We start from the raw sequence: 13396 nt of genomic DNA on the forward strand, positions 1-13396 counted from the left end.
TCTTTCCCCTCAGCGGCTCATCAGCACTTCAGCAATATGCATCACTTTGACCGGCTGGCCTTCACGTTGCAGTCGGCCGCCAATATTCAGCAGGCAGCTGACGTCAGCGCCAATCAAAAACTCCGGCTTCGCATCCATCAGATGTAAGACTTTTTCTTTCACCATCTCACCGGATATCTCGGCCATCTTGACCGAGAACGTCCCGCCAAAGCCGCAGCAGGTATCCTGATCGGCAAACGTCATCAGCTCCAGCCCGCGCACGTTTTTCAGCAGCGTCAGCGGCTCTTCCTTCACTCCCAGCTTGCGGGTCAGGCTGCAGGAAGGATGATATACCGCGCGGCCCTGCAGGCTGGCGCCGACATCCACCACACCCAGTTTGTTGACGATAAAAGAGGTGAGATCCTGCATACGTCCGGCAACCTTCTCGGCGCGCAGCGCCCATTCAGGCTCATCCGCCAGATACGTCGGGTAGCTTTTTACCGCGTAGGTGCAGGAGCCTGCCGGGGAGATAATTGGATCGTCGTTGTCTTCCAGGGCGGCGATCAGGTTTTTCATTCCGGGGATCGCCTCTTTGATGTAACCGCTGTTGATGGCTGGCTGACCGCAACACCCTTGCTTCTCGGGGAAATTAACGTGACAGCCCAGTTTTTCCAGCAGCAATACGGAGTCTCGTGCCATCCGTGATTTCAGGGCGTCACCAATACAGGTAACAAAGAAATTTACATTCACAATAATTACTCCATTGCTTCATTTCTGTTTATTGTGCTTGATATCGCTATATCACGCCCAGTCTTCTGTTTGCTGGTTTTGCCGATGTCTGGGTTCATGGTGTTTGTTGGATCATGCTCCTGAGATGGTCGATTTCCGCTTCTTATATCAGGACCATCCTAAATGCCTGTATTTTCATTTGTATGACAAAATCAAATAATCCTCCAATCAACTCGTACATGCAATACCCTGGTTTATTTCTTTCGGCCTCGCTCACATTTTTATATTGAAAACCACCGCGTTATGAACAGCTTAAAAATAGTTTCAGGTGCTGACTATTCCTGTCACTACCATTAATAAAAAGGTTATTAAATAACTATTTATAGGTACTTAGCCTGCTCTTAAGTATATTTACCTGGCATTGAATTTTAATTAAAAGATTACAATAGTTACAAAACCATTAATCATAATTACTTTATTCACTGAAGCGATTCAGTTTGCATCTTTTATTTACACGGCAATATAGCCTTCCCGCCATAAATATAAATCAGGTTTAATAAACCAATCAGGAATAGCAATGAACGAATACTTTATGTTTGCCCTGGCACTCTCTCCGTTACTACTGATGGTATTTTTAATATTGAAATTGAAAATGCCTATCCATTATTCCGTGCTGATCTCTTTAGTATTCACCGCGGCGCTGTCGGCTGTGTTCTGGGAGATGCCCGTACAGAATCTAAAAGCCGCGATAGGCTATGGCGCACTGAAGGGATTATGGCCGATTGTGATTGTGATCCTCGGCGCCATCTTCAGTTATAACGTTATGCAGGCGACCAAAGCGCTAGATATTCTGCGCGATATTCTCGCAAGCATTAGCGAAGATAAGCGTATTCAGGTGCTGCTGATTTCATGGTGCTTTGGTGGATTTCTTGAAGCCGCGGCGGGTTATGGTACAGCAGTCGCTATTCCGATCGGTATTCTTATCGCACTGGGTTTCAACCCGCTGAAGGCGGCAATAGCCTCTCTGGTGGCAAATACCGTTCCCACCGCATTCGGTGCGGTCGGGATCCCGGTTTCAATTCTGGCGGAACAGGTTAACCTGCCGGTTTATACTCTGGGCGGAACCATTATTCTGCAGCTTGCGCTGTTTAATATCCTGCTGCCATTTGTGATTATCTGCATTATTGGCGGCGGTCTGAGAGCCATTCGCGGCGTATTTTTAATCACGCTGATTTGCGGTATTACCACGCTGGTTCCGCAGTATTTTGTCGCTATTCATCTCGGCGCTGAATTACCCGCCTTTGCCGGTAGCCTGGTCAGTCTGTTTGCCGTGGCGATGGTTAGCCGCCTGCGCAAAGGGAAAACCGATCCCGAGTGGCGAATTGAAGTCAGCCATACCCGCGAAACCACGCCGCGCTCGGCAAAAGTGTTGTTCCGCGTGGGTTCTATCTATCTGTTTATTTTTGTCTTTATCCTGCTGTGTTCGCCGCTGTTCCCGACGATAAAAGGCGCAGCCTCACAACTGGCCTCGGTGCTGCATTTCACGCTTGCCGACGGCAAAACGCTGGCGCTGAAGGTTGAATGGGTGACCACGCCGGGGATGCTGATCATCTTTGCGACTATTATCGGCGGCTTTATTCAGGGGGCGTCCGCGCGCGGGATGCTGGAAGTGTTTATCAAAACCATTTTCCAGCTTAAAAATTCCATTGTGGCGATTATGGCGATCGTCGCACTGGCCACGGTGATGGATCTCAGCGGGATTATCTCCACACTGGCCCAGTCGATTGTCGATCTGACCGGCAGCTCATACGTCTTCCTCGCCCCGGTGATTGGCGCACTGGGCACGTTTGTTACCGGCAGCGATACCAACTCGAATATTCTGTTCGGCAAACTGCAAACTATTGCCGCCAGCAAACTGCATATCGACCCCAACTGGCTGGCGGCGGCCAACACCTCTGGCGCAACGGGAGGGAAAATGATTTCGCCGCAGAGTATCGCCATTGCGGTTTCAGCCACAAAAATGGACGGTCAGGCCAACCAGATTATGTCTGGCACCATGAAATACTGCTGTGCCTACATAGTGATCCTCGGCCTGAAAGTCGGTCTCTTTTATTACTGGTTTATGGCGTAAGCCATTGTCAACCCCGTCAAATTCGCGGCAATCGTATTTGACGCAATGGTGAACTAAAAGGTTTACACCGACCCGGAATCGGAACGACGTCACTGGCTTTACGATTTGTCGGCGCTGACTACAATAGCGCCGATGTTTCAAATCGAGGATTGTTGTTATGTTGTTCTGGAAAAAGATGGTGAAGAAGTTCGACGCCTTTTCCGCGTTGATCCCACCACGCTACTTCCGGGTGTAATGCCTGATGGCGCTTCGCTTATCCCGCCTACGTTTAACGCTCTTTTGTAGGCCGGATAAGGCGCAAGCGCCGCATCCGGCAGCGACCGCAGAATAAAGCACGCCTTCTTTCACTTACGCAGCCTGCACGCCCTTAACACCCTGACCCACAAACGAAGCCATGCAAAACGGTAGACCAGCGGATGCTGAAATCGTAGCAATGTCAGAAACATAACTCCCCCGCGCTAACGAAACGTTGGCAGCAGACCAAATACATCCAGAACAACCGTCAGATAGACAACCGCTCCGCAGATAATCACCAGGTTAAGCACGGTGTTATTACAGGGCGCGGTATAGCTGCTGGTTGGAAAACGCTTGCGCGCGGCTTTCACCAGGAACGGCGGCAGGATCACACTCCAGATGGTAAAGGCCAGACCGGCGTAACCAATCGCGTGCACAAAACCGTTCGGGAAGAAGAAGCACACGGCGGCTGGCGGGAAGTAGGTCACCAGCGCGGTTTTCAGGCGGCCCATGCCGTCGTCCGGGAAGTGAAACAGGTCGGCGATGTAATCGAACAGACCAAGCGTCGCCGCCAGCAGGGAACTGGCTACCGCGAAGTTGCCGAAAAAGGTGAGGATCAGATCCATATAACGGCTGGTGAACAGCCCGCTGATGGCCTCGACAAACACATCGATATTGCCGCCTTTGGCGATAATCGGCGGGAATGAGGAACGGCTGATGTTACCCATCGTCACGCCCAGCCAGAAAATATACAGCAGCAGAGCAAACAGCGTACCGATGATAATCGAACGCGTAATATTCGAGACTCCGCTTGTGCCATACAGTTTGACCAGGCTCGGCACGTTACCGTGAAAACCAAACGAGATGATGCAGAACGGCAGCGTCATCAGGATATACGGCAGATACTGCGAATTGGGCAGCGCAACCGCCACGCTGTCGATGAGTTTTGCCACTTCGATATGGCCAATCAGCCCGGAGAACGTGGCAAAGAACGCCACAAACTTACCGATAATCAGCACGGTAGTGATGCGTCCAACCAGTAGGGAGCTATACCAGGCAATCGCCCCTACCAGCATACTGACGATCACCACCGAGATATTCGCCGGAAAGCGCACGCCGCTGTATTTGAACACAGTTTGTGCCATCACCGCCGACGAACCGGAGATATAGGCATAGGTCAGAATATACAGCACAAAGCCGAAAGCGATACCCACCACGATATTCCACTTCCGGCCTAATAAATCCTGAGTAAAGGTATTAAAACTGGCACCGGCGCCATAATGCAGATTGACTTCAACCAGCATCAGACCGGTTAATAACATCATGATGGCGATAAACAGAAGAATAACAGAGGCACCGGGAAACCATACGCCGGCCATCGCAATCGGCAGGGAAAACATCCCACCACCCACTACGGTTGCGATAACCAACATGGTTCCGCTAATCAGTCCGGGGGTACTACTCTGTCGCTCAATGGCATTAATATCCATGATAAATGTTCCTGTAGACTATTCGTTATAATTACAGCTGTCATTTGTACATCATGCGGATAATAAAAATGTCGGAGTCAGGGTTTACTTTTTTTAGTTATGTCACGGTAACGGGCACCGCAAAGGCTTCCTGTTCATGGAAAAGGAATACAAAAAAGCCCCATCAGGTGATGGGGCCATAACTATTTTTTAGATGTAATCAAAGCGTGCAGTAAAGAAACGCAACTGCTTCGGCTCGTAAATAAACTTCAGCCCGCGAATATCTTCTTTGTGCTGGTAAAGTTTAATAATACCGTCAGCTACGACATCCATATGCGCGTAGGTATAAACGCGGCGTGGAATAGTCAGACGCACGGTTTCCAGTTTCGGTCTGTGGTGTTCACCGGTCACGTTATTACGGCCTGCAGAGATTATTCCGCGTTCCATACTGCGCACACCAGTTTCCACATAAATGCTCGCCGCCAGGCTTTGCGCCGGGAACTCGTCCTGCGTCAGATGCTCGCAGAAGCGACGCGCATCGAGGAATACCGCGTGACCGCCTACCGGTTCAACAATCGGTACGCCAGCGGCTTTCAGCTTATCGCCCAGGTAGCGAACCTGCTTCACGCGGTGCTCAATATATTCGTATTGCATGGCTTCGCGCAGGCCAATCGCCATGGCTTCCATATCACGTCCGGCCAGGCCGCCGTAAGATGGCATCCCTTCGTAGACCACGACTAACTCTTTGGCAGAAGAGAACATTTCGTCATCGTTCATGCACAGGAAACCGCCGATGTTCACCAGACAGTCTTTTTTACCACTCATGGTACAACCGTCGGCGTAGCTGAACATCTCATGCACGATCTCGGCGATGCTCTTGTTCTCAAAGCCCTGCTCTTGCTCTTTGATAAAGTAGGCGTTTTCCACGCAGCGGGTGGCGTCGTAGAACACTTTAATGCCGTGCGCTTCTGTCAGTTCACGCACCGCACGCATGTTGGCCATCGAGACCGGCTGCCCGCCTGCGAGGTTAACCGTCACCGCCAGGCAGATATACGCAATATTTTCTGCGCCTTTTTCATCAATCAGCTTTTGTAATTTTTTAAGATCGATATCACCTTTAAACGCAATATTCAGACCGGCATCGTGCGCTTCGTCACGAACGATATCGACAAACACCGCACCATTTTTTTCCTGGTGATAACGGGTGGTGGTGAAATACATATTCCCGGCAACATATTGCCCAGGTTTAATAGCCAACTGCGATAACAGGTTTTCTGCGCCACGCCCCTGGTGAGTCGGAACAATATGTTTAAAGCCGAACAGTTCCTGCACGGTTCTTTCCAGATGATAGAAGTTTTCGCTGCCCGCGTACGCTTCATCACCCATCATCATTCCGGCCCACTGCTTGTCGCTCATTGCGTTAGTGCCACTGTCTGTCAGCAGGTCAATATAAATATCTTTCGAATTTAACAGGAAAGTATTGTAACCCGCTTCCTGCATTTTCTTGAGGCGTTCATCACGCGGGATCATAGATACAGTTTCAACGCTTTTAATACGGAAGGGTTCTGCCGGATAATTCATTTTGTTTCTCCAGTAACAGTGGTCATGTACGTATTAATGTGAAGTAAATCATACCTGGTTCATCAACAAATCCTGATGAAATATAACTATTCGCCTCCTGAGTCAGGGGGAGAAATAATGTGGAGGCACTATGCAAGATTTGATTGATTATGGAAATAGCCCGGTCAACATTAATCACTGGCAATAATTTAAAAAGCTGTAAATGTGAGTGATGCAAATCACACGTCATTTTTTTACCCGTTAATATTCAACAAGTTTTTTTTTGCGTTTCGATTTGCTGTTCGCCGTTGTGTGTCTGTGGAGCGTGGAAATACTGAAAACTTAACTTTCCAGGCTGTTCTCATAATGTATTGGTGAATGAGTACACTCCATTTTGTGAGAGTCGGATCACTTCACGGGCTTATATTTGTGAACCGCATCACTAAAAGTGTAAACCAAAGTGTACAAAATGCTGCGATTTCATAGTTTGCTATTTACTTCAGTGATTTAGATCTCATTTTTTGTCTGATGCAGATGGGCGTTATTTTCTGGAAATGGCAGGTATTTGAGAGATTGGATGAGAATGAATTTATACGGTGAATAATACCGGATTTATTGAGATAGAGAGGATTTCTATTTATTCCGAAAGCATGTTAATCGCGCTTATTTCATCTTATTTACATCTGGACTTCCCCCAGGATACTGGGGTAATTTACAGGTGTTTTTATTAGCGCGATGCGAAGGTGCGCCAACACCTCCGCATCGCTGATCGCAGTAACTATTAAAGGGAATAGTCACCATGACTGATACGCATTGTATTGCAGTTTCATTTGATCCAGAAGTCCACGCCGCAGATAACCGTCGCCTGAAGGTGGGTTATGCGAGCCGTTATCCTGATTACAGCCGTATTCCGGTGAAGTTCGTCCGGTTTCCGTCCATCGTGATGAAGGGCCAGTGGCTCAAAGCCGCCGGATTCGACACCGGCACCGACGTTGATGTGCGGGTGATGGAAGGCTACATCGTATTAACCGCCCGCGCCGCCGAACCCGAAGAGTCAGAACTGATGCAATCCCTGCGCAAAGTAGAAAAGCTCTCCGCGCGCAAGCAAAAGCAGGTGCTGGAGTTTATCGGGGTGATTACGGGGAAAGGGTCGAAGGGGTGAGAGTGTGATTGTCATTGAGGCGCCTGTGGGCGCCTTTATTGAGCGTTTAGCACAGCATATTTTTCAGTTCTTCTGGGGTATACGGCGGTATGCGCCGGTGCAACATAGCATGACAGTTTGGACATACGGGGATCAGGTCATTGATGGGATCAAGGCGGTAGTCTTCTTTAATTGCCGATAAGGGTACCAGATGATGAACATGGATAAACCCTTCGGCAATCTTACCGTAGACCTTTGACATATCGATGCCACAGACTTTGCACTGACAACCGTGATGGCGAAGCGCTGCCTGTCGGGCATTGCGGTCGCGCTCATAGCGATTCACGGTCACCTGAGTCGCTGCCCCCTCTATATATTCAGTTTGCGCCTCGAGTTCTTCAGGGAAGATCGTGTCGCTCACCGCCGCAGCACGATTTTTATCCTGAACAATATGAAAACCTTGCTCAGTCAATAATCTGACGCATTTCGAACTGATACCGCCGGAGAAATCCTGAGGGGTAAACGCTTTGCCCGTCAAAAGCGTCGCCGCAATTCCGGCAATGGCTTTTGACGGATAGCGACGCCCCTGAAATTCCAGCTCATAAAGCCGTGCCTCTTTGAAACGATGCGAGAAGCCCGAGTCATAGGCGTGAATGGCCTTGATGATGTACTCGCGCGGCAGCGTGTCAGGTAGTTCATTCATGGGGCTGATTCCTTTAACCAAAGGCTTTCTGAAATAACGGCAAGCGATAAAGTGACGTCGATAGTGTATCGGCCTCACTCCTCTTGATCAGGTGATATTTTGCGAGCATCATCGCAATTATTTACCCGATAATGAAATCAATGACTTCCAGTAAAACCCTGCAACAGGCAATTGCCGACATCACCATCTGGCGTAAAGGCGAGCAGCGTGCGCCGCACAAGCCTCTGCTACTGCTTCATGTGCTGGCGGGTTATCAACAGGGCCACGGTCGCCTGTTTGACTACGGTTCGGAAGTTCGCGACCCCTTGCAAAGCCTGCTGGAGCGATTTGGACCACAGCGCGCGCAGTACCGCCCGGATATGCCCTTCTGGCGCTTACAGGGAGATGGGTTCTGGGAACTACAAAACACCGAGCATTGTTCAACATTCGGCAGCAACAAACAGCCCCCTGCCGGAGAACTGGTGACGCATAACGTTGCCGGAGGCTTTGATGAACAACATTTTGCCCTGCTGAAAAAGAGCAACAAACTCATCAACGCCCTGGCCCAGCAAATCCTCGAGACGCACTTCACCGAAAGCATTCAGGAAGAGATCGCGGATGAACTGGGATTTGATATCCTGCAAATCCGCAAACAGCGGGACCCGTTGTTCCGCCAGCAAGTTCTGCGCGCTTATAACTATGAATGCGCCATTTGTGGCTTCAATATGCGCCACGACAGCACTTCAGTTACGTTAGAAGCAGCCCATATCAAATGGAAACAGCACGGCGGCCCGTGCGAAATTTCAAACGGCCTGGCGCTGTGTGCAATTCACCATAAAGCCTTTGATAAAGGTTCGATTGGGCTGGATGAAAGTATGCGGGTTCAGGTGTCCCCCGCAGTGAATGGCAGCGGCATGGTGGGCAGGCTGTTCTGGGATTTCGACGGTAAATCGATAGCGCTGCCGATGATGCGCGAGAATTACCCAAAAGAAGGGTTTGTGGAGTGGCACAGGAAGGAGGTGTTTAGAAGGTGAGTGCGAAGGCCGGAATAGAAAAAACAATTAATTCATTGTAATTTATATATAATTTAAAAATAAATGACATTTGTGCCCCCTTTTATGCCCCCTACTGAATTTTATCTCACTTACTTTGCTCAAGTTGTATCCACGCAACATCAAACTCTCCGGTTCGTGTCCGTTTGGCGGATCCAAACCAGTACATGCATGAAATTTTCTCGTGGTGCACTACATGTAAGAGTACAAAGCTTGCTTGCTATTCCGACTGAGACCTTAAGCTGGATCGTTAATGCATAGTGAATACTCAAACTATCTTACCTATCGATGGCTAAATAGCAGCACGGAATAGTTCTCCACTTTTTTCCAGGTCTTGCAGCGCAAAAGATTGTGCTTTATAGGTAAGGAATCCCTTCACAATACAGGCTCTCAGACCATCGCTTCTAATTGAATTGATGTTATCTGAAAATGATAACTGTAGCGATATTTGGCAAAGCCGTTTAGCCGTTATGGAGATAATACTCTTATATTATTTTCATATTAATTAAAAGCTGAATGTTTCTCGAAAGAATAACTCAGCTTTTATAATACGTATTAAAACCACTTTATTATACAGGCCAATCCCACTGCTTGTAAGCTGTAAACAATCGAGTTAACTCAGCCGGTGCTAATATATCAACGATATTGTCCCTGTATCTATGAAATTTTCCTAAAGTTACATTTTCAAAATGGTTCGGTTTGTAAGGATCAAAGTTAGGCAACTCACCAAGAGTAGAAATATCAGTATTGATTGTTTTAAGCCAAGATACAAGTATAACCTTTGCTCCAGTTTTCTCAATGTAGGCTCGGGCTGATTCAAAACTGTAACCTCGAGTCGTAATATCGTCTATAAGGAGAACTGTTTTTCCAAATCCCAAAGGTGGTCTTTTATAAATAGTCGTTGGGTTTCTATGCGGTTTAGGATTAAGACAAATTGTATTTAATTGGTTGCAATGATCAATTGCAATACCTTCATTTCTTGCCTTTTGTGATTTTGTTGATGTTGTGTGTCTTAAAATAAGATCAGGTATGTATGTTTTTCGGAAGCATTTACCAAATAGTGAAATAGCTTCATCCATTATGTTATTACCATGCCCTTCTTTATGCCCAGGATAAACACTAACATAATTTATATGTTTGTGGATGCCACTAAAATATAAGCTAGACACCAAAGCACCTGTCCAGAACTCAGGATGCCCCAAACCATGCTTTGCCGCTGCACGAGCATCCTCCGAATATAAGGTATATTCTTCTTTCATTGTACTGAAAGGGGCAAGTGCATAAAAATTAAAATCACCATCATGAATTTCATGGCACCAGAGATGATCTCTCAAACAAAATGTATCTATAAATCTAGCAATATCTTTAGGCGATGAAAATTCAAACCCGTAATCTGTTTTATCGGCCCACCAGGTTGCTCTTAAAAAAAGCAACTCCCCATTTACTGCAGTTTGCATGTCGTTTAGTGATGCGCCGATATATAAAGTTTCTGTACTTTGCCATCCCATCAAATTAAGTACATACTTAGTTGCATCAGCTGTAGGTTTTCCAGGAATACTCCTATCCTTAGCTCGACATAAATACGTAAACTCTCCCCAATGCTTCCGTAAGATATCTTCTAAGGGAATACGGTCATCACCAACAACCCAAGCGCGATTTGTAAATACGACAAACTCAATATTTTTATTTTTAAAATATTTAATTAATTTATCAACTTCAGAGAAAATATCACCATCAATTTTACCTTTTGGTAAAATAGTGTCTTCAACACTGAGAATCACACCTTTGATCTTGCTCATTTCTTTTCCTTAGAGATCTAAGCTCTGCTGTGTTGGTTCTGCTCTCAGATTTAAATCTTCACTAAAAATATAATCCATCATTTCTTTCAATTCAGTTGGCATTAGAAAAGATAAAGATTTTCGATTTTCCTCTGAAAAGCTCAATTCCGGTCTTAAATTATATGTATTAGGTAAGTACGGATTAGCAATTTTCTTCGAATATTTATAAGCATATTCAACTGTGTGAGCAGTACCGCTTTTTATCTTCCACTCCACAGGAATAAGAGATGTGCACAGCGCAGCTTGAATTCTATTGCGTCTTACAAAATTTTCAGCGCTATAAATTTGGTCAGGCAAATATTCAGTGACAATTGCACCTCCGCTTAAAACTATTTGATTGTAGAGATTTTTAGATCCCTTGGGATATTCTACAAAAATCCCGTTACCTAACACTGCAATTGTAGGTATCCCATAACGAATAGATTCATAATGGCATGATTGGTCAATCCCAGTAGCTAAACCACTTACAGTAACTATATCTTTTTCATACAACCCAGATACAATTAGTTTAACCAGAAAAATGCCATCATCTGTTGGCTTTCGCGTACCAACGATTGCAATTGATTTCTTATTAAGAATATCTTGATTCCCATGAACAAAAAGCCAAAAAGGAGGATCACTTATATTCTTTAAATTAGTTGGGAAAGTAGGTTGATCAAAAAAGGTTAGAACAATTCCTTTTTTATTTAATTCTCTCGCTCGTTCTAATCCTTTCGCCCACAACTCTTGTTGAAATTCCTCCCACGCGATATCTTTGGGTAACGCAACCCTTAGATACCCAGCCAAAGCATCAGCTGAACTAGCTTTTAAAAGATTTTTAAACCCTAGTTTGGATTCGTATATTTTACGGAGAGTCCAATAACCAACACCTTTTAAGCAGGTCAACGCAAGAAATGCTATGATTTCATTTTTCCAAAACTCTCTAATTTCAGTGTAATCTTTATCTTCCATTTTTTTGCCTTATAGATTACAACTCACGCAATACTAATAACAAAAATAATCATATTGTAGACATGTTATAAATAACATTTTAGCATCCATTTGTGAAGAGGCATCTTCTTACCTTTCCACGTTCTACAATCGCTAACTTAGTATGTCTTGTAACTCTTTTTGTCGTTTAACTACCATCCTCTCATACTCCCTGATTCCACTTATGAACCCAATCAATACACAGACAGCAGTTTTTCTTCTTTCTGCGGTTGATAGAACGATATATCAGCTTTTGGTGGTACCAAAGATTCTATTCATAAATTTATCTCGCAAGTGATCAAACACACATACTCTTTCAACTTCTTTACTCAGCGCGCGCAGCCCCGCCCGCCTGCCCGCTTCGCTTAACAGAATGGTTTTCATGCACCCCGTAAATCGTCTCAGGAGCCGCCACGCAAGGGCTTTCGCGTCAAAAACGGCGCATGAGACTCATGCGTTTTCATGCACCATAGACATGCACTCATGCGCTCTCAGGCCAGCCAGGAAAAAGGCGTAAAAAATCCCGGTACAGTACCGGGATTACGTAAGCATTTTATGTTGATCAGACAGGGATTTGCTGACGGCTTGATAACTTTGATGCAGAGCCATAGCGATTGAGCGTTTTCTTTTGCTTTTCAGGCTCTTCCGGTTCATCTGATTCCTGTTCATTGCGCCGGGGTTTCATAATTATCGTATCCACACTTTCCAGTGCGGTAAATGTGCAGGAACATTCAAGATTCTGGCACTGATACCATGAGCGTTTAACCGATGGTGCTTCATAGGCGGAGGTTCTGGCGTGTGCCGTAGTGCCGCATTCGGGACATTTAAGTGCCATCAGATACCCTCCGCGGCTCGGTTACGTTTTTGCAGTTCTTCACGTTCCTGCCGGATCTTCATTTTATGAAGGGCCGCCGGAGAGGGAAGTTTGCGGAAATCAGCAAGGGCAGCATAATCCGGCGCAACACCTGCCAGTTTAAATACCGGGTCCTGTTCCGGCATCGCAGCGTTAGTAAGAGCCGGTTTGGTGATATGTTTGTGAATAAATTCTTTCAGTACTGTGTCCGGGTCATTAACTGAATTCACCACACCCACAACGGCACTGGCTTCCCGCCCCATTGTGGTTTTGAGCAGGCTCAGTGTCTGGATTAACGCCTTACCATGCGACTGCATGAAGTCTTCCCAGATTTGCTTTGCGCGAATTTCCACAAGGGTGTTATGTGCGCTGATATACTGCCCGGCTAATTTCCCGGCCTCCTGCGGTAATAAGGCATTTTCGCTTTCCTGAGCTGCCAGCAGTTCATCAAAATCCTCAAGCGTTTCTCGTCCCAGCGCAATTTCCGTGCGCAGTTTTTTCATTTCCTTTGAGACTACGCCCTGACTTTCACGAAACAGCGTGCGCCATTCCTCATTCAGCGCGTTAGTCGTGGCTTCCATTTCAGCGCGGCGCTGGCGGATTGTCGCAATATTATCTGCTGCCGCTTTTTGCTGACGACGTGCTTCAAGCCATGCGTTTCTGGTTGTGTTCAGGGTTTCCAGTGCCCGCTGCGTTACAGCCGGAAAAGTGGAAAGGCTGGTATTCTCTGCGGTGTTGTTCATGACTTCTCCTGTCGGG

11 protein-coding genes are annotated in these 13396 nt (G+C 46.5%); 3 read left to right on the forward strand and 8 right to left on the reverse strand.

The genetic code is table 11. The features are described from left to right. Window positions 1–9: 9 nt before the first annotated feature. Window positions 10–729, reverse strand: coding sequence for a (Fe-S)-binding protein (locus HV041_RS17265; protein WP_005134137.1), 720 nt, complete (start codon window positions 727–729; stop codon window positions 10–12). 556 nt (window positions 730–1285) lie between these two features. Between HV041_RS17265 and HV041_RS17270 the strand changes: the two genes are divergently transcribed. Then, complete coding sequence (locus HV041_RS17270; protein ID WP_115643950.1) at window positions 1286–2839, forward strand: L-lactate permease; 1554 nt, start codon at window positions 1286–1288, stop codon at window positions 2837–2839. Window positions 2840–3297: 458 nt separating this feature from the next. Here the strand turns inward: HV041_RS17270 and HV041_RS17275 are convergent, their stop codons facing one another. Both HV041_RS17275 and HV041_RS17280 read right to left on the reverse strand, forming a co-directional pair. Continuing rightward, entirely contained in the window at window positions 3298–4563 is a 1266-nt protein-coding gene (locus HV041_RS17275; RefSeq protein ID WP_061067148.1) for an aromatic amino acid transporter, read from the reverse strand. A gap of 189 nt (window positions 4564–4752) precedes the next feature. After that, window positions 4753–6123: a tyrosine phenol-lyase gene (locus tag HV041_RS17280; RefSeq protein WP_003837154.1), complete on the reverse strand. Its 1371-nt coding sequence runs from the start codon at window positions 6121–6123 to the stop codon at window positions 4753–4755. Between the two features lie 778 nt (window positions 6124–6901). On the opposite strand from HV041_RS17280, the gene symE reads away from it, so the two are divergent. Beyond that, window positions 6902–7264 carry an endoribonuclease SymE gene (symE, locus tag HV041_RS17285; protein WP_121585422.1) on the forward strand — a complete coding sequence of 121 codons (363 nt, stop codon included), beginning with the start codon at window positions 6902–6904 and terminating at the stop codon, window positions 7262–7264. 46 nt (window positions 7265–7310) lie between these two features. Here symE and HV041_RS17290 read toward each other — a convergent pair whose 3' ends face one another. Continuing rightward, window positions 7311–7946: an HNH endonuclease gene (locus HV041_RS17290; protein ID WP_121585421.1), complete on the reverse strand. Its 636-nt coding sequence runs from the start codon at window positions 7944–7946 to the stop codon at window positions 7311–7313. A 140-nt stretch (window positions 7947–8086) separates the two neighbouring features. Here HV041_RS17290 and HV041_RS17295 point away from each other — a divergent pair, with 140 nt between their 5' ends. Next, complete coding sequence (locus HV041_RS17295) at window positions 8087–8959, forward strand: phosphorothioated DNA-binding restriction endonuclease (protein ID WP_121585420.1); 873 nt, start codon at window positions 8087–8089, stop codon at window positions 8957–8959. Window positions 8960–9546: 587 nt separating this feature from the next. Here HV041_RS17295 and HV041_RS17300 read toward each other — a convergent pair. The 4 genes from HV041_RS17300 to HV041_RS17315 form a co-directional block, all read right to left on the reverse strand. Beyond that, the gene (locus tag HV041_RS17300; protein ID WP_010836067.1) at window positions 9547–10776 is read right to left on the reverse strand and encodes a hypothetical protein; all 1230 of its coding nucleotides are present in this window, start codon (window positions 10774–10776) and stop codon (window positions 9547–9549) included. A 9-nt stretch (window positions 10777–10785) separates the two neighbouring features. Beyond that, window positions 10786–11766: a DNA-processing protein DprA gene (locus HV041_RS17305; RefSeq protein WP_000389560.1), complete on the reverse strand. Its 981-nt coding sequence runs from the start codon at window positions 11764–11766 to the stop codon at window positions 10786–10788. A 580-nt stretch (window positions 11767–12346) separates the two neighbouring features. Continuing rightward, the gene (locus tag HV041_RS17310; protein WP_001185337.1) at window positions 12347–12619 is read right to left on the reverse strand and encodes an ogr/Delta-like zinc finger family protein; all 273 of its coding nucleotides are present in this window, start codon (window positions 12617–12619) and stop codon (window positions 12347–12349) included. Continuing rightward, window positions 12619–13380 carry a phage capsid morphogenesis protein gene (locus HV041_RS17315; protein ID WP_023247641.1) on the reverse strand — a complete coding sequence of 254 codons (762 nt, stop codon included), beginning with the start codon at window positions 13378–13380 and terminating at the stop codon, window positions 12619–12621. The genes HV041_RS17310 and HV041_RS17315 overlap by 1 nt, the downstream gene beginning before the upstream one ends. Window positions 13381–13396 lie beyond the last annotated feature (16 nt).

Origin of the sequence: Citrobacter sp. RHBSTW-00029, assembly GCF_014104295.1 — a bacterium.
GTDB classification, from domain to species: domain Bacteria; phylum Pseudomonadota; class Gammaproteobacteria; order Enterobacterales; family Enterobacteriaceae; genus Citrobacter; species Citrobacter youngae.